Origin of the sequence: Kitasatospora sp. NPDC056273, from assembly GCF_042268845.1 — a bacterium.
In the GTDB taxonomy this organism is placed as follows: domain Bacteria; phylum Actinomycetota; class Actinomycetes; order Streptomycetales; family Streptomycetaceae; genus Kitasatospora.
Window position 1 is genome coordinate 114,858 of sequence record NZ_JBHJSJ010000004.1, and the last position, 20,931, is coordinate 135,788.

13 protein-coding genes are annotated in these 20,931 nt (G+C 69.0%); 7 read left to right on the forward strand and 6 right to left on the reverse strand.

What is annotated here, in order from left to right:
- Positions 1-54 precede the first annotated feature (54 nt).
- Positions 55-348 (forward strand): hypothetical protein, encoded by a 294-nt coding sequence (locus ACFCY1_RS05185; protein ID WP_375873573.1) that lies wholly within the window; start codon positions 55-57, stop codon positions 346-348.
- A gap of 68 nt (positions 349-416) precedes the next feature.
- Here the strand turns inward: ACFCY1_RS05185 and ACFCY1_RS05190 are convergent, their stop codons facing one another.
- The 3 genes from ACFCY1_RS05190 to ACFCY1_RS05200 all read right to left on the reverse strand — a co-directional run bounded on the left by ACFCY1_RS05190 (position 417) and on the right by ACFCY1_RS05200 (position 8,156).
- Positions 417-2,963 carry a tetratricopeptide repeat protein gene (locus tag ACFCY1_RS05190; protein ID WP_375873574.1) on the reverse strand — a complete coding sequence of 849 codons (2,547 nt, stop codon included), beginning with the start codon at positions 2,961-2,963 and terminating at the stop codon, positions 417-419.
- 742 nt (positions 2,964-3,705) lie between these two features.
- A complete protein-coding gene (locus ACFCY1_RS05195) occupies positions 3,706-6,099 on the reverse strand; it encodes a hypothetical protein (protein ID WP_375873575.1) in 2,394 nt (797 codons plus the stop codon).
- A gap of 197 nt (positions 6,100-6,296) precedes the next feature.
- Complete coding sequence (locus ACFCY1_RS05200) at positions 6,297-8,156, reverse strand: pentapeptide repeat-containing protein (protein ID WP_375873576.1); 1,860 nt, start codon at positions 8,154-8,156, stop codon at positions 6,297-6,299.
- Between the two features lie 105 nt (positions 8,157-8,261).
- On the opposite strand from ACFCY1_RS05200, the gene ACFCY1_RS05205 reads away from it, so the two are divergent.
- Positions 8,262-9,611, forward strand: a complete 1,350-nt coding sequence (locus ACFCY1_RS05205; protein ID WP_375873577.1) for a hypothetical protein — start codon at positions 8,262-8,264, stop codon at positions 9,609-9,611.
- 227 nt (positions 9,612-9,838) lie between these two features.
- On the opposite strand, the gene ACFCY1_RS05210 is transcribed toward ACFCY1_RS05205, so the two are convergent.
- Positions 9,839-11,401, reverse strand: a complete 1,563-nt coding sequence (locus ACFCY1_RS05210; RefSeq protein ID WP_375873578.1) for an N-6 DNA methylase — start codon at positions 11,399-11,401, stop codon at positions 9,839-9,841.
- Between the two features lie 109 nt (positions 11,402-11,510).
- Here ACFCY1_RS05210 and ACFCY1_RS05215 point away from each other — a divergent pair, with 109 nt between their 5' ends.
- The 4 genes from ACFCY1_RS05215 to ACFCY1_RS05230 are packed head-to-tail and all read left to right on the forward strand — an operon-like array spanning position 11,511 to position 18,408.
- Positions 11,511-11,825: a trypco2 family protein gene (locus ACFCY1_RS05215; RefSeq protein ID WP_375873579.1), complete on the forward strand. Its 315-nt coding sequence runs from the start codon at positions 11,511-11,513 to the stop codon at positions 11,823-11,825.
- A gap of 1 nt (position 11,826) precedes the next feature.
- Positions 11,827-13,995, forward strand: coding sequence for a trypsin-like peptidase domain-containing protein (locus ACFCY1_RS05220; RefSeq protein WP_375873580.1), 2,169 nt, complete (start codon positions 11,827-11,829; stop codon positions 13,993-13,995).
- On the forward strand, positions 13,992-14,996 hold the full coding sequence (locus ACFCY1_RS05225) for an AAA family ATPase (protein ID WP_375873581.1): 1,005 nt from the start codon (positions 13,992-13,994) through the stop codon (positions 14,994-14,996). Before ACFCY1_RS05220 ends, ACFCY1_RS05225 begins: the two co-directional genes overlap by 4 nt.
- 43 nt (positions 14,997-15,039) lie before the next feature.
- Complete coding sequence (locus ACFCY1_RS05230) at positions 15,040-18,408, forward strand: SAV_2336 N-terminal domain-related protein (RefSeq protein WP_375873582.1); 3,369 nt, start codon at positions 15,040-15,042, stop codon at positions 18,406-18,408.
- On the opposite strand, the gene ACFCY1_RS05235 is transcribed toward ACFCY1_RS05230, so the two are convergent.
- Positions 18,405-18,659 (reverse strand): cytochrome P450, encoded by a 255-nt coding sequence (locus ACFCY1_RS05235; RefSeq protein ID WP_375873583.1) that lies wholly within the window; start codon positions 18,657-18,659, stop codon positions 18,405-18,407. The two genes, ACFCY1_RS05230 and ACFCY1_RS05235, sit on opposite strands and share 4 nt — an antisense overlap.
- A gap of 285 nt (positions 18,660-18,944) precedes the next feature.
- Complete coding sequence (locus ACFCY1_RS05240) at positions 18,945-19,076, reverse strand: hypothetical protein (RefSeq protein ID WP_375873694.1); 132 nt, start codon at positions 19,074-19,076, stop codon at positions 18,945-18,947.
- 107 nt (positions 19,077-19,183) lie between these two features.
- Here ACFCY1_RS05240 and ACFCY1_RS05245 point away from each other — a divergent pair, with 107 nt between their 5' ends.
- Complete coding sequence (locus ACFCY1_RS05245) at positions 19,184-20,758, forward strand: recombinase family protein (RefSeq protein ID WP_375873584.1); 1,575 nt, start codon at positions 19,184-19,186, stop codon at positions 20,756-20,758.
- Positions 20,759-20,931 lie beyond the last annotated feature (173 nt).

A 20,931-nucleotide genomic window follows, 5' to 3' on the forward strand; every position in this document is an offset into this window, starting at 1 on the left:
CCGAAACCTCCGTCTAGGCGGAGCTGGCTGACGGCTGGCGTGGTGCTCCTGGACGTGGCTCTCGATCTCGCCCAAGACGCCGGTGAGCACCGGCAGGGTGTCGTCGCGGCCGGCCGTGGCCACCTGGTCGAACCAGGTGGCCTGCCGGGGTGCCCTGTCACTCTGGAGACGGACGCGCACAGCCGACTCGTCACCTGCTGCTTGACCCTGCGGTTCACCGAAATCGTCGTCGGATCCACCCTCGGCCCCCTCGCCTGGGCCTATGGCGGCTGGCCGACCATGATTGCCGTTGGCGCGACGGCGACGGCCGGCGTGCTGGCGCCCGACGCTCTGTCGGGCGCGCTGTAGAGGACCGTGTCACGGCTCCGTGACTGTGAAACCCGAACCGCTCAGGCGACCGATCCGCCAGCCGGCAGTCATCGATCCCGGCCGTCGACATGCCCGATAACGACCTCGGCCAGATCCTGGCGGCCCCACTCCGCGAGGAAGTCAGCGTACTGACGTGCCTTACCGGAGGTCAGCTGACTGAGCGAACTGGCCAGCATCTCCGCCGCTTCCGGTGCCCTGCCCTGGCGTCGCAGCAGAAGTCCGAGACTCACGGCCGCTGTGATCAGACCGCTCTCGGCAGCCCGTCGAAGGATACGCTCGGCGCGGTCGGGCTCACCTTCCTCGATGAGCGCCAGTCCGAGTCCAAGTGCCGCTTCGGGATTTCCGGCCTCGGCAGCCTGCTCGGCGAGCTCCTCCGCTTCCGCCCAACGCCCCGCGGCGCTGTAGAGCTGGTAAAGGGGCGCTGCGGCCTGCGGGTGTCCGGACTCCAGTGCCTGCGTCAGCGTGTGCTCGGCATCTTCCAAGCGTCCCACGGCCGCCAGCACGCACCCCAGGTTCATCATGGCCGGCCCGGGATGGTCCTCGATGGCGAAGCGAAACAGAACCTCGGCTTCGGCGAGGTGGCCGTCCTCCGCCAGCATCTTCCCGTAGTCGATGGCTGCGGCGCTGTGCCCGGACTCGATGGCTTGTTGGTAGTACCCCTCCGCCTCGTCCCGGCGGCCGGTTTCCACGAGGAGCGTCGCGAGACTTTGCGAAGCGAGCCCTCGATCGACGGCCATGGCCAACCGGAACATCGCCTCTGCTTCCTCCGATCGACCCGACCGGACGAGCACGATCCCGAGATTGTTCGCCGCCATGAGGTGACCGGCGTCCACCGCACGACGGAACCACTGCTCCGCCTCGTCTCCGTCGTCCCCGGCGTTCAGGCGCAGAACGCCGAGGGAGTGCATGGCTTCCACCACGCCGCGGTCGGCCAGTTCACGCCAGATGCGCTCGGCAACCGCGGGCGCCGGCCGGTAGGCATTGACGCCGATCGTGTACCGATCGGCGGGCGAGTGGGAGTTCTCTAAGGCAAAGTCCCAGGACTGAGCAGGGATTTCACTGGTCGTGTGATCGGCCAGGTAGTCGAAGACCCGCCATGCGCCATCGGTCGATGGAATGAGCAGACTCGTCACCCCGTAGTGCACCTTGGTCGCCCAGGCCATCGCGTCCGACCACGACTCGGGACGGAGTACGGGGCCGCCCTCCCTCGCGAGGTAGATGTCGTGCAGTTCCTTCAACTGCCCTTCCGTGAAGGGGCCGCGCATTCCGGTACGAGAGAGGTCCACCGCCGCGGCGACGATGGAGGCACTTCTGGGGTGAGCCCCCGCGCGCCAGGAGCGCCGCCATTCCTGAAGGAGAGCGGGCCCGGCCGCCAGGTACTCCGCCACGCCGTAGGGGCTGTGGTGCTCCACGGCCTCGAGAACACGGCTGTCGCTGCTCTGCGCCGCATGGGCGAGCTCCACCTCGCTCCACAGCCGGTTCAAGTCAATGGATTCCGCGAGATTGAGGACCCTGGCTGCCGCTGCGGCGACAGCTTGGTTGGAGGCTCTGGCGGCCATGGCGCCGTCGGCGTCCGCAAAGCTGTTGAGGAGGAGATGTCGGGAGGACCGCATCGTCGCCACGACAGGAGTTCGCGACCGCGTGAACCTCGCGAGCAGCGCTGGGGTCAACGCCTCTGGGCCGAGGTACAGCTCCAGGTCGTCGAGCCACACCACGCACGGCTCGCTGGTTCCCTCCAGGACCTCGGCCATCGACTGAAGGTCGCTGCCGCTCTCCGGGCTCAGGACTCGGTACTCAGGGAGCACAGCGCGCACCGCTTCGAAGGCCGCACGCGTCTTTCCGGCAGTGGAGTCGCCGACCACCAGCACCAGTCCGCCCTGGACGGCAGCCTCGGAAATCCGCCGCTTCAGGCCCTCGTCGATGTCCCGTGCCACGTACGGCGTGACGCGGTCGCCATCGCCCCCTCGGCGCACCCGGTGCACGCCCGCCTGGAGGACGTCCCAGTGCTTCACCAACGGCCATCGGGACAGGTCCCGGAGTCGATCGGTTCCGCCGTCGGTGGGCGGCTTTCCGTGCAAGGGCTCGTAGTAGGCCCGCCGTACGTCGTCCGCCTCGGGAGTGTGGAGCCTCTGACGCAGTGCGGTCTCGTCCCACAGCTCGATCACGACGCCATGTTCCTTCTCCTTGCGCTTCTTCCATGCGTCCCACCATTTGGCAGTGGCACCATCCATGCTGGAGGGGATGCACAGGATCCAGTTCGCCACCGCGTAGCCGTGCACCGCGGCGGCTCTCACGGCGGATTCGAAGGACTCCCGGATCGCCCGCTGGTGAGTTCCCCCTTCGGTGATCGGCCAGAAGTACTTGGACTGCCAGACGGTAATGGCATCGCCGAGGTCACCGGCGAATGCGTCGATTCCCCAGTCGCCAGGGTTCGCCGCAATGATCCGCACGTTCGGCGTGGTCGCAGCGGCCAGTAGGCCGATCATCGTCTCGAAATCCTCGCGAGCCCCGCCCATGCTGCCGGTACGCGCCTGATGCATGACGAAGTTGATCGGCGGCACACCCGCCCCAACCGTTGCGGTGCTTTCCGACACGGACCCTCCACACATCGAACAGGCGGCAGCCAAGGCTACCGAAACACCCCGTACCTCAGGGCGACCTCGACCAGCGGTGCCCCGTCGAGAACCTCCAACACGGCCCGGCTGTGCTCCACCAACTCCTGCGGCTCCATCCCGCCCCCAACGAGTGACCGACGTCAAGGATCTCCTGAGCCCTCACACATCAACTTCGAAGAAACAGAGGAATAGGTCCAACTCGTCCGGTGCGCTGAACATGACGGTGACATCTGGATTGCGCCGCCGGCGGAGGTAAAGGAGGAACTCGGCGGGCGCGTACGTGGCGGTGTTCGGGGTTGTCCTCCTGGGCAGCGGCCGGCTCGTCGGCGGTGCGGGACGACGGGGGCCAGCAGCGCCACGGCTGGCGGGGCCGGGGCGCCGGGCCTGGCGGACTCCTGGAACTCCGCCCCCTCGTGGTCGGTGAGGCCGAGCTGGACCGGGGGCATCCCCGCGCTCGTCCAGGGCCGCCTCGGCGGCCGGGCGCTCTGCAGCCAGGGGAGCAGCTGATCGGCCCCAGTCCCAGACGGCCGGCAAGGTGGTCGTCACGGATCCATACGCCTCGCCCGGCGACTTTCCGCCAACCGATGCGCGTGCGGGACTGGCTGGACAGTGCGGGAGCCAAGGCTGGCCGAGACCTCCGACATGGTTTCGAGTGTGAACGGCAACGCGGAGGCGACGTGCTGCGCGTGCCTCGAACGACCGGACCGTGGTACGGCCGTCGCTACCGGCCCCGCTGAGCCGACGGCGGGGGAAGGCTGCGGGGCGTCCGTGCGGGAGGGCGAAGAGCCAGTCTCTCCACGAGGGCGTCGAGGCCGGGGTCGGCGCCCGGGACCCGGTTGTCGAAGAGGACATCGGTCAGGACCGCGGTACGGGCGTCGACCAGGAATCCGGCGGCCCGTGTCATCCGCATCTGGTGCTTCTTGGCTTCGAGGTAGTCTCGCAGGAACCGTCGGGGGTCTGCCTGCCCCTGCCCGTCGAGGTGGCTCATCCAGATCAGGAGGTAGCTGTCCTGCCGCGTGGCGCCGCTGATTATCGCCATGGTGTGCGGTGCGCGGTCCTTCCGGCTCCTCCTGGCCAACTGTTCTGCGACACGGCCGAACTGGCGCTGGGTCTTGGCGGATCCGGCGAGCAGGGTCGCGCCCGTGGCCAGCCACCCCGGGGCCCTGGTTGCCGCGACGGCGTCCACGAGGGCCAAAAGCGCGGGATCGCCGTTCATCGTGGGCTTGTCGGCCGGAACGGAGGAATGCCCGAGCCGGTGGTCGTACCAGGTGTCGAGCCTGTCGGTCTCACTGGAGAGCACGTGGACGGCCTCGTCGGAACGCCGGCGCTGCGCGGCGATCGTGGCCTGTCCGAACTGGGGCAGCTCCTGACGCACGATCTCGGGATCCGGCTCGACGTACAGACCCTTGCGGAAGAAGTGCAGGAACAGGTCCAGCTCATCGACCGCGCGGAACTTCATCGTGGTCTCGGGAGCCGTCCTGCGCTGCAGGTACAGCAGCAACTCGGCAGGTCGGTCGACGAGTTCGCAGATCACCCGCAGGTCGTGAAGGGAAACGGTCCAGGGGTACGCGGTGCCGGGCAGCAGGCCGGCCGCGGCGAGGTCCGCGGTCGTCGTCGAGATACCGGAGAGGTCCTCCAGACTCACGGCGACGGTGTGCACCTCCTGGACGTGAGCGAGGTCGAGCCAGGTGCCGTCGCGCAGTCTGAGGCCGTGGTCGACCTCGATGCGCTCCCGCAAGCGGTGGGCCTGCTCGGCCGCCTCCGTGACGATGCGGCCCAGGTTGCTGCGCAGGCGGCGGCTCTCCCCGGTCCGGGCCAGTGGGGTGAGGGCCCCGGCCTTGGTCTCCACCACGATCGCGACGTCGTCGACGACGATCAGCCCGTCGGCTTCCACCGTCTTGGTGTAGCCGGCCGGGCCGCTCCGGGGCGAGGGGTCGGAAGGGTCGGGAACGCGGTACTCGAAACCGATGTGCGCCACCGCGCCGGGAAGATGCCGCAGCAACAGATCGATCGCGGTCCGCTCGACGTAGGCGCCGCGGTGCTTGCTGTAGGCGTCCCACCGTCCCGCATCCTTGAGCCGTTGCTCGATCAGCTCGCGAACCGCCGGAAGCAGCAGCGCGTCATGGACGAGCAGGGCACGCCCCCTGTCGTCTTGGAGGAGCGGGGTCACCCGCAGGGTCGACCGGCCCGTGAAGAACTCCAGCGCCACCTCACGGGCGGCCCGCGGCCGCGCTGGCAGGGTGAAGGCGGACACCACGGCCTGCACGACTTCCGGACGCAGCCCGCAGTGTCCGGCGATCTCGGCGCACGTGAAGGCCGCCGACTCGGCCGGTCGCGCCCAGACGTGCTCCCACGCCCGTCGGGCCGCATCGCGGGAGCGATCACGGTCCTGTGCGGCCGTGTCCGGATCCGTCCCCAGGCTGCCTTCCTCCTCCAGCGTCATCGCGGCGGAGAAGACGCCCCGCAACACGTCGAACCGCCGCTGCCACGCCTCGTTGCGCACGGTGTTGCACGCTTCGAGGACCGCGACGGCGTCGGCCGCGGTGAACCCGAGGACGTCACGGCAGTCCTTTTCCATCAGCGTGCCGCCGAACAGCTCCTGCAGGGTGTCCCGCAGCATGTGCGGATAGATCGAATTGCGCAGCATGACCTCGCGCAGGACAGAGGTCATGCTGATGAACGACAGCGAGTGGGCTTGCGCGGCGTTGCGGAAGAGAAGGAGCAGCGATGCCGCGTGGAAGCAGTCCAGTGCCGCCTTCTGCACCGGTTCGACATCGAAGCCCGCCGGGATCCTCGCACCCGTGCAGGACGACGGGGCAGCGGACGCGTCGCGGGCAGCCACCAGGAGTGCCACGAGTTCGATCACCGCGGCGCTGCCGTCGTGCTCGGAGGCAGGGACACCGGACTCGGGCAGGTAGGAGTTCCGCAGCCGCAGGAGCTCGACGAGGTCCCAGCCGTGATGCGGTGCGATCAGCCGTGTCAACTCGCCGACGGCATGGTCGAGTCTGTCCAGGGCAGCAGCCTCGGCCTGGGCCATGTCCTCGTGCCCCGCGTATGTCCCCAGCCTCGTGATCGCTTCCTCGATCAGGCGGGCGGGGCGTGTCGCCGGGTCCATGCCTAGGAGGCCTACGGGAGTCTGTGCGCTCCGGCGGCTGGCCTTCGAGCGGCGGGAGCGCCGCGCGGACTTCGATCCCACGACGCCCAGGCTAGACGGAGCCACTGTCATCCGTCGAACGACGCTGGCACGCCCGGCTGGTGAGCGCACTGGGCCGGTGGGGCACACCCGGCGACGGCGCGGGTACGGCCCGTCCGCTACCGTTTGACGCGGTTACGGACGGCCAGCACGGCGAAGGCGAGCAGGACGGGCTCGACGCACCGGGTCAGGGAGTCGATGTAGGTGCCGGCCGGGGTGAGGTTCTGGCCGGAGGACCGGAACAGGCCGGAACCGATCGTCACTCTCAGCGCTCTGTCCAGCCGGCGGGCGCTCAGCCGCTCGCTCCAAGGCCCGGTGGGGTGTTCGGACAACGGAGTGACGGTCGTCGCCGCCAGCGTCGTGCCGCTGATCGTGCCGGTCGTGACCTGCTGAGCAGGACGCTGGGGCAGGCCCCACAACGCGAGCAGGACCGTGGACACCAGCATCGCGGCAGCCAGCCATCCCACGGCGCGCAGGGCCCGCAGGGAGTAGCCGGACACGGCCCAGTAGAGCAGCATCAGGGCTCGTTCGGCCAAGGGCCGGGTCTGGTCGTGGCGGCGCATCTCCATCTCGCCGTAGTAGAAGTCCGCCGCCTCCGGCTCGTTTTTGCCGTCCTCGAGTGACTTCCTCAGCCGGCGGTACAGCACCGCCAGGGTCGCGGGCCGGGGGACAGGTGCGCCGGGCGGGCCCGCCGCCCAGCCGGTGGCGCCCCGTGACGCGCGCCAGTGCTGCTCCTCCGCAAGGGTTTTGCGGGAGCTCCAGAGCACCGGGCGCCATCCGGAGCGTTGCAGGCCGCGGGGAGGGCGGGCCATCGGGGTCTCGCCGTCGAGTCTTAGCTTGTCGAGGTTGGCGGTCCCGGTGAGGACACAGGCGGTGAGGTCGGTGTCGGCCAGTGCCAGGTTGGACGCGTCCGCGCCGCTGAGGGATGTGATCGCGGGCCGCGGGTCCCGGCCGGCGAACACGCTCTCGTCGGGTGTCTCGTGGAAGGGCGCAGGGTGGAAGGAGACACCGAGCAGGCTCGCGGGGGCCGCGTCGGCCAGATCGACGCTCGCGTAGCGAAGGCGGAGGGAGGCTTTGGCGTCCCACCGTGTGCCCCTGCACCTGACAGCCGAGGCCGCCGCCGAGAGGGTGACCGTGTCGCAGAAGACCGTGCCGCCGAGGTCCAGGGTGCCGGCGCACAGGAGCGGGCCGAGTATCGAACCCGTCCGGAACGTCGCCCGGTTGAACCGGGCGTGGCCGGAGAAGGCCGCGGTGCCGAAGCGGGCCTCGCCAGCGAACTCGGCCTCAGTGAAACGGGCTTCGGCTCCGAACGCCGATTTGGTGAAGTCGACGGATGCCGAGAACCCGGCTTCGCGGAAGTCGGCGCGGTCCCCGAAGCGGACAGTCCGGAAGCGGGACGCGCCGCCGAACGAGGCCCGGGTGAAGCGCGCTCCCGGCCCGAAGCCCGCGAGGTCGAACCACGCCCCCGACGTGAACGCCGCCCTGGTGAAGTCCGCGTCCCTGCCGAAGACCGCTGCCCGGAAGTCGGCGACACCGTCCTCGAAACGTGCCTCGGAGAAGTGGGCCGCGTCGCCGAAAACCACATTGTTGAAACGTACTGCCGCCCGGAACCGTGCCTTGTCGAACCACGCTGCGCGGAAGGAAGCGTTGGTGAGGTCTACCGGCGCCTCGAACACCGCTTCGCTCAACCTTGCCGGTCCGAACCTCGGCGCGCTTTCAGACGGATGGGTCAGGGCGGTGAGGAGGCCGTCGAGCAACTCCCGCGTGAAGGTGGTGCCGCGGTGGTCGACAGGGTCTCCGGCGGTCAGGCCCGCGAAGTATCCGGCTCTGGGGCCGTCCGGCATGTGGGCCAGGCAAGCGCCGGACCTCGCCACTTCGCGGCCGCGGCAGCCGATGGGATCGTCCCCGCCGGCTCCGTGGCCGCAGGCGGGCCAGAGCGGGCGTTTATCGGTCTCGTGTGCGGGGTGACGGATTGCCATATCGGTCGCACTCTATCCCCACGACCCGCGGGCCGGGCCCTCCAGCCTCCCCGGGACACCGGATCACAAAGGGACCGAGGGCGCGCCGGGGCTACAATCGCCCGCATGACGTTCGAGGATTCGCGCGCATCCTTGCTCGACGCACTGGACGCCGCAGGCAGTCCGGAAGAAATCTTCGAATTCCAGGTACGGATCGCCGACGGGATCAGGGCCGCGGAGCCGCAGAAGACCGACGAAGCCCACCAGCACAGGCATCTCCTGCGGCTCATGGGTGACGCCCTCGCGTGGAAGCTAGTGGACCGCCACACGATCCGGGAGATGGCACGAAGCCGCCGGGATCCCCCGTCCATCTCCTCGCAAGGGGAGGACTTCGACTTCGTCATGTCAGTGGCTCGCAGGGGCCTGGACGGCGGGATTCCCGTCATCTGCGACCTCACCCACCTGCTCGCGGTAGGCGACATCGTCTCCGTCGGCCATGCGTCCGTCTCCGTCCTCGAATGCAAGAACAAGAAGTTCCCGCTCCGTGAGCCGAGCGGGAGGCACGCGCGCCAGGAGGCCCGCGCCCGCCGGGCGTCGGACTACCTCAGCAGAGGCCACGTCACCGGTTCTGACGGGCGAACAACCGTCTCCGTCGACCTGGACGAGCCCCCGAGCGCGTACGGCGTCCTGCGTGACTGCGTCGATCGGGCCTATGCGGGCCCCGACGGCGGAAGCTCCGTCGGGGTCATCGGCGAGAGGGACTTCATCCTCGTCCTCCGGCACGGTTCCAAGACGGTCGGCGAACTGATGGAACCGCTCATGGAGACCGTCAGGCCGGACGGCTGGAGGCTCCCGGTCCTCCAGGGCTTCTCCGGCGCGATCTGGCATCCTTCGCCGTTCCGCGGCAATCCCTACACGCTGCCCCTCTCCGCCGCTCAGCGTACGGACCTGGCAGAGGGAGACATGACGGTCATGAGGATCGTGGACGCCGGCGCGCTTGACTACGCGGGCGACCCGCGCGGCGTGAGCGTGCGTATCGAGGTCCACCGGCGTGGAGAAGCACTGTGCTTCGAGACCCTGGTGAACGGCCGGTCCGTCGAACTCTCGGACCGGTTCATCGACCAGGTCCTGTGGGACTTCAAACCTCTGGCGGGCACGAGGGCCATGGTGGCCGAGGCCGCGGCCCTCTTCGGCCACGTGGACGACGGAAGTCAGACCCCGCCGTTCGCCGCCGCCTCCCCGGCCGTGAACACCATGAGTGGGTTCGCCTACAGGACCGGTGACGACGACCAGGAGCCTGTCGTGACGGTCCGCCTTGGGCAACTGAAAGACGTCGGAGTGGACATCTCGGCCCTCGAAGGTCTTCCCGAGGACCCGGACGACCGAGCGCAGGGAATGACGGCCTTTCCTGTCGTCATGGAATGCCAGGACGGCAGGCTTGCTGTCAGGCTGGTGGAACCCGGCGGGACCGACTGACCACGCGGCCCGGCCACCGACACTGTCGGGTATCCGGAACAGGCCCACCACACAGCGCTTGCGGGACGCATCGAGCCCGAGCGCGCCAGGCCGCTTGCGCCTCAGGACTGCTGGCCTACGACGACACGGTCGTCCGCACGGCTGACGGCTGGCGGATCGGCCACCGCAAGGTGTCGGCGCGGCGCACTCCCCTCGGCGGGAAGGTGGAAGGACGTTCAGGCCAGTGATCATTCGAACAGGCCGTACAGGTCCTTCGTGAGTTTGGTCGGCGGAGGACCGGTGCGCTCGCGGATGGTGGGATAGGCGCGCACGTATTCCTCGGGCGTGAGCGTGTATCCGTTGTCGCGGACCGCGTCGAGGCGACCAGAGAAGCAGAAGCCCCGTTCGTTCCGGTACGGTCCGTCGCGCCTGCGGGCGGAGGACGTCCCCCGCCACGACCGGTACGTGTCGACGATCGTGGCATTCTCTTGGGGCCTCAGCACGCGGAGAGCGCCGTCGGCCGTGGAGCCCATGGTCCGCGCGTCGATGAAGAGGATCTGGTCTCTCCGGTCGTTCCTTCCCGTCCTCGGGTACGGGGCTTTGTCCTTCGCCAGCACCCAGAGGCAGGTTGGGATCTTGGCGTGGGGGAAGAGCTGCTCGGGAAGGGCCACCATGGCCGCCACCAGGTCGGCTTCGATCAATGCACCTCGGATCTGGCGGTCGCGAGGGGTTCGGGAGGACATCGAGCTGCTCGGCAGGAAAACACAGGCCGTACCGTGATCGTCCAGCTTGGAGATCACGTGCTGGAGCCAGGCGTAGTTGGCGTTGCCTGTCGACGCGACGCCGTACCTCCAGCGGTTGTCAGTCGGGTCCACGCTCCGGAGGCTCATGTCGAAGGGCGGATGTGCCATGACGAAGTCGGCTTTGATGTCTGGGTGCTGATCGTTAGTCAGAGTGTCCTCGGGGCGGTCGGCGAGACTTCCGTCGAGACCGTGGATGGCGAGGTTCATCTTGGCCAGGCGCCATGACTGATCGTTCACCTCTTGGCCGAAGAGGGCGACGTGAGCCATGGGGCCGGCCGTCCTCCGGTGCCTCGCGCTGTACTTGGCCGCCTCCACGAGCAGGCTTCCGGTTCCGCACGTCGGGTCGTACACCCGACCTCCCAGTGGCTGCAGGAGCCGCGTGATCAACAGAGCAACAGACGGAGGCGTGTGGAATTCGCCGCCTCCTGGCCCCATCGCACGTGCGAAGCGCAGGAGTAGTGCCTCGTACAGGTAGGGAAGCGGACTGCGCACGGGCTCGCCGTCGGCGCTGTCGATCCGAATCTCGTCGATGATCCCGACGAGCTCGGTCAGGCGGACTTCGTCGATGCCGCTTTGGAGGGGGAGGCCCGACAGAACGTCTGTCAATGACGAGTGTCTGCGACGGATCGCGTTCACTGCGTCGTCCAAGCGCCGACGGAGACTGCGCTCCGGCGAAGGGGCAGTGATCGACGACCAGCGGGCGATGGGCGGAAGCCAGAACGTATGGGCGCTGGTGTACTCGTCCTTGTCATCCAAGAACTCGTCGAGGCGGTCCTCGTCGATACCCAGGCCAAGCACCTCCTGTGTCAGCTCCGCGCGGCGTTCGTCGAACGCTACGGACAAGTGCCGCAGGAAGACCAGGCTGAGGACGATGTCCTGGTACCGAATGGTGTCGAAGGAGCCGCGGAGCTTGTCCATCGCGCGCCAGATCGAATCTGTGAGCTCCGCAGTGGACTTCGCTTCGGACTCCTGCGGCGTTCCGTCCGAGTCCCTCTGACGCGGTGGCATGGGCTAGTGGTCTCCGTGGTCCTGCTTGGCGGTGTGTCCGCGTGAGGCTGTAGCGTGTGCCCAGTATGACCGGTGGTCCGTACAGGGTGGGGGCGCAGGGGGAGTGGAGATGGAGAGCATCGGGCTGGCAGCAGCCATCGAGGAACTGAGGCAGGAGCTCTACCAGGCTCAGGACCTGGGCGCGGGCCAGCAGTTCGCGTTCGGTGTCGAGGAGGCCCAGATCGAACTGCTCCTCGAACTGCGCGACAGCGGCAAGGGCGACGGCAAGCTGAACTTCGGCGTGGCCACCGTCGGCGCGGGAGGCGAGCACACCACCGTCCGGACCCACAAGCTGACGCTGAAGCTGTCGGTCCGTGATCGCGCGGCCGGCGCGACCACGGCCGAGATCAGCGACGACGAAACCGGGTCGTGGGACGAGGAGTGAGATGGATCCGCGCAGACTGGCGCTGATCCGCAGTGGGACCACGAAGGATCGAAAGAGCACCGGGTCGGGTTATCTGATCGGCCCGAGACTCGTGCTGACCGCTCGCCATGTGGTGATGCAGGAGGACGCCGAAACGCCCTGGCCGGAGATCCAGGTGCGGGTGGGGCATCCCGGTGAGGGCGAGGACGCCGTACGGTCTGCCGAGGTCGATGAGGTCTGGCCGCACCCGGACGGCCTGGACGTGGCGCTGCTGCTCCTCAGCAGTGACGTGGTCGTGCCAGGGCAGACGGTGCGGTGGGGCCGGCCGGTCGGCAGGGCCGTGTTGGGTTATGAGGGGCTCGGTTTCCCGAAGGCCAGTACGCAGGAGGGGCGCGAGGTCGAGTATCTCCGGGGGGAACTGTCCCCGTTGTCCTCTGGGGCCAGTGGTCTCTACGTGCTCGACCAGCAGATTGCGCCCGATCCGCGGTCGGACGGCAAGAAGGCCTGGTCGGGGGCGTCCGGGAGTGCGGTCTTCTGCGAGGGCCGGCTCGTCGGCGTGGTCATCCGGGACGATCAGGGTTACGGCAATCGCCGTCTGCGGGCCTGCCCGGCGCACGCCTTCCTGCAGAACGGCGTCTTCGACGAGGTCCTCGGAAAGTACGCCGACGGCACGCCCGAGCTGGCTAGCATCGGCGTGTCCGTACCGGCGGAGCGGCCGTCCACCGCATGGACCCCGTTCGACGTGGAACTGAAGCAGTCGCTATGGCAGCTGATCGGCGGAGACGACTGCTCCGAGCATGTGCGGGAGCTGGCCGAGCAGTTGGACTACTCGGTGCCGGTGGGCTACAAGTCGACCATCCGCGGTCTGGTCGACCTGGTGGCAGTGGATCGACGTGCGCTCGCGTCCCTCAGCAGCCTGCTCGCGGTGACCCTCAACGGCCAGGCCGAGCGTGACGAGCTGACCAGGCTGTTGACCAGAGCGCGTGCTCTCGGTGTCGGTTCTCTGCTCGCCCTGGAGGAGCACGGGCGGCTGCTGGCGCTCCTGCGTGACATCTACTCGGAACACTCTGCTTTGCTTCCCCGGGCCGCGCGCGAGGCCTTGCGGTACGCCGTGCTCCCGGAGCCGCTCTCCCGCCCCGGTCTGGCGGTCGACGACCTGGAGGACGTGGTCGAGGCGCTGGAGGAGGTCTCCGACAGCGAACGCGTCCCGTCGGGGACGCCGCCGGTTCCGGCCCTGCTGCGGGTGGTCGAGTACCTGGCCGCGGCCGTCGGGCCGGAATGTGCTGCGGAGCTCCGGAGCTGGTCCAGCGGTGTCGCCGACCGGACGGGCATCCACCCGAGGGCGCTCTTCGAGCGACGCGAGGACGCCAGGCAGTGGGGAGCCCAGCAGGCCTTGCCGACGACGCGGGTGGTCCTGACACTGAACACTGACCGTGGAACCACGGACCGGCGGTACGTCTGCCGGACCTTCCTGGCTCGGCAGGACGGTACCCACACCCCGCTCCAGGAGTCGACGACGGCGTTCGAGACGCAGGAGGAAGTCGCCCGGTACCTGCGCGAGGCGGTCAAGTTCGCCGCGGACGAGTCGGATCACGACGTGCCGTGGGTGCAGGTCCTGGTGGACCCGGAGGGGCTCGACATCGCCGTCGACGAGTGGAATCCGGGCGCGCCGAACATCTTCGTCCCGGGCCGACCGGTCGGCGCGCAGTACCGGCTCACCCTGAGCTGTCCGGAGATGAGCAAATGGGTCCCCGAGCGCGACGCCGCCCAGCGGCGTCGATGGGAGCGGGGCTCGGCGGAGTCCCTGGTCGTGGACAAGTCCACCGCGACCAGGGAGAAGCTCCAAGACCTCCTGGAGACCAGTTACCGGGACACCAGCCGCGTCGTCCTGCATGGGCCCCGGGACGAACGGCCGGGCCTGCTCGCCGTCTGTCTCGCACTCGGCGTCCCCGTCGTGCTGTGGGACCGGGAAGCCAGTGACTTCGAGGACGCCGAGAAACTGCGGCCGCTCGATCCGGTCGGCAAGCTGGCCGATCTTCCGGAGCGCGTGCGGATCTTCCGGGGTCGGGCATCCACCGATCCCCAGGCCAACTCCGCCCGCCCCGCCCTGGTGTGGGAGGACGGAGGCACGGGCCCGGAATCCTCCTCACTCAAACTGATGGACCCTCGGAAGGGAGCCAACTTCTCATGACCACCACAGGCCGTGGAGTCGACAGCGGACCCCAAGGAGTCGAGGGGGACTGGAGGTTGTTCCGCGGCGACGGGACCGAGCGGGTCGTGGACTTCCCCCCGGCCCCGCCCTGGCGTCGGTTCTCCGCCGAACTGCCGACTGGTGCACGGCCGGGAGAGGACACCGCCGCCTCGCGGCCGTACCTGATCGGGGAGGACGAGGCCGATGTCGTCAACGCCGCCCTGCACCTGCGCCGGCCGCTGCTGGTGACTGGCCACCCCGGGACCGGCAAATCCTCCCTGGCGTACGCCATCGCACACGAGCTCTCGCTCGGCCGCGTCCTGCACTGGCCGGTGAACTCCCGCTCCACCCTTCAGGACGCGCTGTACCAGTACGACGCGGTCGGCCGGCTGCGCGAGGCCAACCTGCGCCGGGACGCCGGTGAGAAGGACCCGGAGATCGGTGAGTTCATCCGGCTGGGCCCGATGGGCAACGCCATGGCCCGCCGGGACCGTCCGCGGGTGCTGCTGATCGACGAGCTCGACAAGGGTGACGTCGACCTGCCCAACGACCTCCTCACGGTCTTCGAGGAAGGCGAGTTCGCGATCCCGGAGCTCGCCCGACTGGCCGAGAGCCACTCCGCGGTCCTGGTCCAGACGGACGAGCCGGACCAGCCGGTGGCCGTCGAGCGCGGCCGGATCCGGTGCCAGGAGTTCCCCGTCGTCGTGATCACCAGCAATGGTGAACGCGAGTTCCCTCCCGCCTTCCTGCGGCGCTGTGTCCGCCTCGACCTGCCCGAGCCCGACGAGCAGCGGCTGCGGGACATCGTGGCCGCCCACCTGGGCCCGGACGCGCTGGCCGGTGTCGAGGACCTGCTGGCGCAGTTCCTCCGCCGCCGGGCCCCTGGCGAGCTGGCGACCGACCAGCTCCTGAACGCGGTCTTCCTGCGGAAGAGCGGGGTCGACCTGGAGGCCGGCCGGCTGCTGGAGGCCGTCCTGCACCAGCTCGGCGGAGCGGTGTGACGGCATGCTCGGGAGGCTGACGGAGGTCCTGGCCAGAAGCGGCGTGGAGCTCTCCGAGGAGGAGCTCCTCGATGCTCTGTGGCTGGCCGGCATGCTCCCGCAGGGCGTCGGGCCGCTAGCCCGCAGGGGCGTTCCCGGCGAACCCCGGCCGCGGTCCGACCACCGTCCCGAGTACCCGGCGGCCGTCCCGCAGGACGCTGCGGAGCCCGTCGGCCGACCTGAGGAGCAGGAGACGGCCGAGCACGGATCGTTCGAACGGCCGCTGCAGGCGGGCTCCCGGACCGACGACGAGCAGCTGCCGAAGGCGGGGGCGGACGGCGCCCGCGCCCATGGCGTCCGGGTCCCGGACAACCCTCAACTTCCGGCAAGCGCACTACGGTTGGGAAAGGCGCTCCGCCCCCTGCGGCAGCGCTTCGTCGACCGTCGGATCCAGGAGTTCGACCTGGCGCGGACGGTCGCGGCGATGGCCGACTCGGGGCTGCCGGAAACGATCACCCGGCCGGCCAGGACGAGGTGGCTGTCCTTGGCCCTGGTCGTCGACGACGGCGTGTCGATGGTGCTGTGGCAGGGTCTGGCCGCCAAGGTGCGCCGGCTGATGGAGCGGGCCGGCGCCTTCCGCGACGTCCGGGTGTACGGCCTCGACGCCCGCAGCGCCGAGGCTCCCCTGATCAGCGCCCGCCCGTACTGTACCGAAGGACCGTTCCGGTCGCCCGCCAGCCTGGTCGACCCCAGCGGTGACACCCTCGTCCTGATCATCAGCGACGGCGTCGGGGAGGCGTGGTGGGACGGCCGGATGCGCGACGCGATCGACCTCTGGGCGCGGCGCGGCCCCACCGCGATCGTGCACGCGCTGCCCACCCGCCTGTGGGTGAATTCGGGTATCCCCGTGCGGAGATGGCGGGTGTCGACGATCCGCCGAGGGGGTCCGAACGCCGCCTGGCAGGTGGCCGACCCGGTGCTGCCCCCGGGCCTGGTCAGGTTCGACGCCCTGCCGGTGCCGGTGCTCGAACCCTCGCCCGCTGCCGTGGCGGACTGGGCACGACTGATCGCGTCGCCCGGCGCGAGCGCGCTGCTACCGCTCTGGAACGGTCACCGGCCGGGCCCGGGAGGGGACTTCGCCGACACCCGACAGGAGGACGAGGCGGAAGCGGTGCTCCGGTTCCGCTCCGCCGCCTCGCCCGAGGCCTACCGGCTGGCGGCACACCTTGCGGCGGTGGCTCCCGTCAAGGTGCCGGTGATGCGGCTGGTCCAGGGTGCCTTGGGCCCGCCGACGGACAGCGGCCACGTCGTGGAGGTTTTCCTCGGCGGCCTGATGCGGCAAGTCCCGGACGGCCAGCCCGGGTTGCTGCCCCAACACCGGCTCTACGACTTCGCACCGGAGACCAGCCGCATCCTGCTGGGCGCACTCGCCCCGAAGGAGCTGCTGCGCACCACGAGCGCCGTCGCCGAGCTGCTGGAGGCCGGCGTCGGTCGCTCCCCGGGCTTCGCGGCCTGGGTGGGCCACCCCGACGGGACGGCTGCGCTCGGGGATGAGCACCGGCCCTTCGGGTGGCTGACGGGTCGGCTGCTGGCGCGGCTCGGCGTGTCGCCGGGGGGAACGGGCGAGGCCGTGCGAGGGGAGACCGGGGCGACGGGCGTGCGGGAAGCCGAACTTGGTCGATCGGCTGATGGCCCGGGCGCGGAGCCTCCGCAGATTCCGCGGGGTTGGTCGCCGTTGTCCCTCTTCGACCCGCAGAGCCTCGGACCGTACACGCTGTACGCCCGATACGACCATGGCTGGATCGACATGCCCATGTACCTGGCACTCGACGAGAACGGCGAAACGGTGTCGCTACGGACACCGACCTCACTGGGTGACCTCGATCCGGAGCAGGCGCGCGATCTGATCCGGACGGAGGCCGAATGCCTCGATCGCATGCAAGGGGTCTTCGCCCCGAAGCTGCTCGACGCACGGTACGACCAGGAGCAGGAGCCCCCGTGGGTGGCGGCCTCCTGTGTCTGGCGAAATGGCCACTCACGGTCCGGTCTTGCGCCGAACATCCGGGCCATCGCAGGGAAGGCTTGGAGGCCGGTGGACATCGGCCTCTTCTACCGGATCGGATACGACCTGGCCTGCGCGGTCCGCCATGCGCACGGACGGGGGCTGATCCACGGATCCTTGACGCCGGAGACCGTCCTGGTCACCGACCGCGATGTGCAGCTGGTCGGGTGGATGACGGCAACGCTTGATGGGGTCCACAGTCGTCACCGAGAGGATTACCCCAGGGATTATGCCTACCGACAAGTGGAGTTCGAACTCTCCGGACTGACGGCGGAGGACGAACCCCAGGGTCCGACGACAGCGGAAGACATGTTCGCGGTCGGCGCCATTCTCATCGCCGCTGCCACCGGTCGGTGGAACTACGTCGGGCAAGTGCCCGACGTGCGGGCAAGTCTGGAGGCCGTGGGCCTCGAATCCTGGATCACCGGTGTCCTCTGGGCTTGTCTGGACCGGGATCCGGCCAAGCGGCCGACTGCTGCCGGCTTGGCGGACTTCTTCGAACAGAAGCTGGTCGATACTGGTGAGTCACTGCAGGAGGAAGCCGGCGCGGATGTCGCGGCCGCACGTGAGGCGGTCAGTCACTACCGGTCGCTGTGGGACCGGGCACCGGAGGCCTTCAGCCCCGGGCTCGCCAGCGCCTTGACCGGCCTCTCCAACCTCTTGGGCAGGGCGGGGCAGCGCGAGGAGGCGTGGGCCAATGCAGCTGAGGCCGCACAGCTGTACCGGGCTCTGGCGGACCAGCAGCCGGACGTCTTCGGCGCCAAGTTCGCCAAGACCAAGAACAACCTGTCCGTCTGGCTGGGTGAGTTGGACCGGCCGGCGGAGGCGCTCACGCTGGTGGAGGAAGCCGCCGACCTGTACCGAGCGCTGTACCGCGAAGGCGCCTCGGTGCCGGTCCAGGCCGGTCTCGCACTGACGCTGAACAACCTGTCGAACCGATGGGCTGGGGCGGGCCAGGACGAGGAGGCGCTGGCCGCAATCGAGGAGGCCGTGCACCTGTACCGGGAGTTGGCCGACTACGATGCCGGGGCCTTCGGGCCCGGTCTCGCGCAAGCGTTGAACAACCTGTCGAACCGGTTGGGCCAGGCGGGCCGGGACGAGGAGGCGCTGGCCGCGATCGAGGAGGCGGTGGATCTGCACGGTGCCGCGATCGATGCCAGTCTCGATGACGTCGCCTCATGCCTCAGCAACCTCGCCGTTCGCCTGGGCAACCTGAACCGATGGAACGTCGCCGAAACAGCCCTGGCCGAGAGCACCAAGATCCGGTTGAAACTCAACCTGACGAACCCCGAGGTGCACGAGGCGGATCTCGCACAGTCGCGCGCGATCGCAGCCTGGTTGGAGGACAGAAGGGCGGCCAGGGGGACTTAGCGCAGCACCGCCGGAGTCGGGCCGTTGGGGCGGACGACGATGCTGTACGCCGCCCCGCTCGGGCGGGAGTGGAACTCCAACCGCCCGAGCGGCAGCAGGAGTTCCAGCGGCGCCGTGGTCTCGCGGAGAGCGAACCTGATGCCCAGGCAGGCGCGGGCGCCGAGGCCGAACGGAAAGTAGGCGCCGAGCTGCCCGGGTCGGTCCGCGCCAGGGGGAAGCGGGCGGGGTCGAAGCGCTCCGGGTCGGGCCACAGCGCCGGGTCGCGGACTGACACACCCCACACTGGTGAGTGGCCGGCTGGGCCTCAAATAGGGCGTCAATCGACTTCCCCGAGTCGTCACCTGTGCCGCGAGGCGACTCCCGCCAGACTGCCTTGGTTTTTACAAACCGAGGCGTTTCCAGAACATCAGCCAACTGTCAGTCAGGGAAGCGGGTCGCCGCAGAGTGCAGTTGCAGTGCCAGTGGCAGCCCCAATCGTTCCTCCGGTAGGGCGTGCGACGAACCGCAGCAGTTCAAGCCAGCTTCCCGAATTTGGTTCAGTGCTTGAGGAGTTGGTCGATGTCGAAGACGGCTGTCACTGGTGCGTGGTCGCTCCAGCGTTCGGCATGGGAGGCGGGGCGTTCGACGTAGGCCTCGATGGCGGTGTCCGCAAGTTTCTGACTGGCCATCAGATAGTCGATGCGCCAGCGGAACGACACCTTTTCGAAAAAGGTCCATCCGTTCGAGTGCAGCCTGTTCGAGGGTGCCTGCTGGCCTGGGCGGTAGGGGGACGCCCATGGGCATTATGACGGCTTCGGCGCCGGTTCGGGCAGTGGTGGGTTTGCGGGTCTCGGACACGCACGGCAACGAGGGCAAGGTGTCGCACCTGGTCCAGGCGGAGTCGGCGACCCGGCATGCGGTCTCGAAGGAGTGGGAGATCGTCGGGTCCTTCGAGGATCTGGATGTCTCCGCGGAGGTCACGCCGTGGAAGCGCCCGGACCTGGGTCCGTGGCTGACCGAGCGGCAGGGCGAGTGGGACGCGTTGGTGTGGGCCAAGGTCGACCGGGCGTTCCGATCCGCGAAGGATTGTGCGGACGTGGCGCACTGGGCGGAGGAGAACCACAAGGTTCTGGTCTTCACGGATGACGGCATCACCCTGGACTACCGCAACGGTCAGGAACGGTCGTTCGGGAACGATCTGGCCAAGGTTTTTCTGATGCTGGCGTCGATCTTCGCGGAGATGGAGCTCAAGCGGATCAAGGCCCGGGTCAGTGCCGCGCACAGGCACTTGCGCAAGACGGACCGCTGGGCGGGCGGGCAGCCGCCGTACGGGTATCGGATCGTCGACCGACCTGGCGGTGGCCGCACCCTCGAACCGGACCCGGTCACCTCCGAAGCCGTCCGGTACATGGGCAAGCTGCTGCTGGAGGGGCAGAGCCAGTGGATGATCGCCACGGCTCTGGAAGCCGCTGGTTTCGACACCCCGTCGATGCACGCGTTCAAGAACCAGGGCGAGTCGTACTCAAGCAAGCGCAAGACGCCGCCGTCGAACCACTGGAACCCGACCAGCGTGGGGAAGATCCTTCGTTCGCCGGCGACGATGGGCCTGAAGCTGACCGGCCGCTCCGTGAAGGCGCGCAAGGTCGCCCGCGACGCCAAGGGCCTGCCGATCCGGATGGCCAAGCCTCTGTTCACGGAGGAGGAGTGGGCCGCGATCCAGGCGGCGATGAACGAGCGCACGATCACGAAGGAACGCTCGAACGGCGCCTCGCCCTGGCTGGGCGTGCCTCACTGCGACCGCTGCGGCGACCGGTTCTACCGCCAGGTGAACCTCGCCAAGAACGGCAAGATCTACGAGTACTACCGCTGCGCGAAGACGGCCAGCAAGCCGGTCTGCAAGGGGCAATCGGTGAAGGGCGAGCGCGTCACAGCGGCGATCACCGCCCTGGTGGAGCGGTTGGCCGGGCTGGCGATGACAGTGCGTCGGTTCATTCCCGGTGAGGACCACACCGAGCAGCTCAACCACGTCACCCAGGCCATGCGCGACCTGCGCGAGGAGAAACGACGAGGCCTGTTCGACTACCCCGGCGGCGACGACGAGTACTCCGAAGCCCTCGAAGTCCTCGTCGACGAACGCCGCCGCCTCGCCGCCCTCCCACAACGCCCCGCCGCCTGGGTGGAAGTTGAGACCGGCCAGACCTTCGCCGACGCCTGGACAAAGGCCGACCAGGAACACCGCCGCCAACTCCTCCTCGGCCTCAAAGCCCGCCTCTACATGACACCCACCATCGAAGGCTGGTACCTGCCCGCCGAACTCGAAGCACGCGTCAAGCAGTCGGTGCACGCCGGAAGCACGGCGCAGGGCGGCTGACGATCGGGATGCATCAGCGGGAGCGCCCCGGTCCTGCACCACTGGCGGTGACTTCTTCGGTACCTCTCCAGCATCACCCTGGTGTGGAAGGAGCGCCGTATGTCTCTCCTTCCGTGTTTCTCGAACCCGAAATCGTCACCGCCAGGGTCTTCGCTGCGGAAGGATGGCTGTAG

Coding starts and splice junctions, on each gene's coding strand:
- ACFCY1_RS05225 (WP_375873581.1), top strand. CDS start 13,992: ATGACCACCACAGGCCGTGGAGTCGACAGCGGACCCCAAGGAGTCGAG.
- ACFCY1_RS05195 (WP_375873575.1), bottom strand. CDS start 6,099: ATGGACCCGGCGACACGCCCCGCCCGCCTGATCGAGGAAGCGATCACG.
- ACFCY1_RS05215 (WP_375873579.1), top strand. CDS start 11,511: ATGGAGAGCATCGGGCTGGCAGCAGCCATCGAGGAACTGAGGCAGGAG.
- ACFCY1_RS05240 (WP_375873694.1), bottom strand. CDS start 19,076: ATGGCCAGTCAGAAACTTGCGGACACCGCCATCGAGGCCTACGTCGAA.
- ACFCY1_RS05245 (WP_375873584.1), top strand. CDS start 19,184: ATGGGCATTATGACGGCTTCGGCGCCGGTTCGGGCAGTGGTGGGTTTG.
- ACFCY1_RS05200 (WP_375873576.1), bottom strand. CDS start 8,156: ATGGCAATCCGTCACCCCGCACACGAGACCGATAAACGCCCGCTCTGG.
- ACFCY1_RS05205 (WP_375873577.1), top strand. CDS start 8,262: ATGACGTTCGAGGATTCGCGCGCATCCTTGCTCGACGCACTGGACGCC.
- ACFCY1_RS05210 (WP_375873578.1), bottom strand. CDS start 11,401: ATGCCACCGCGTCAGAGGGACTCGGACGGAACGCCGCAGGAGTCCGAA.
- ACFCY1_RS05220 (WP_375873580.1), top strand. CDS start 11,827: ATGGATCCGCGCAGACTGGCGCTGATCCGCAGTGGGACCACGAAGGAT.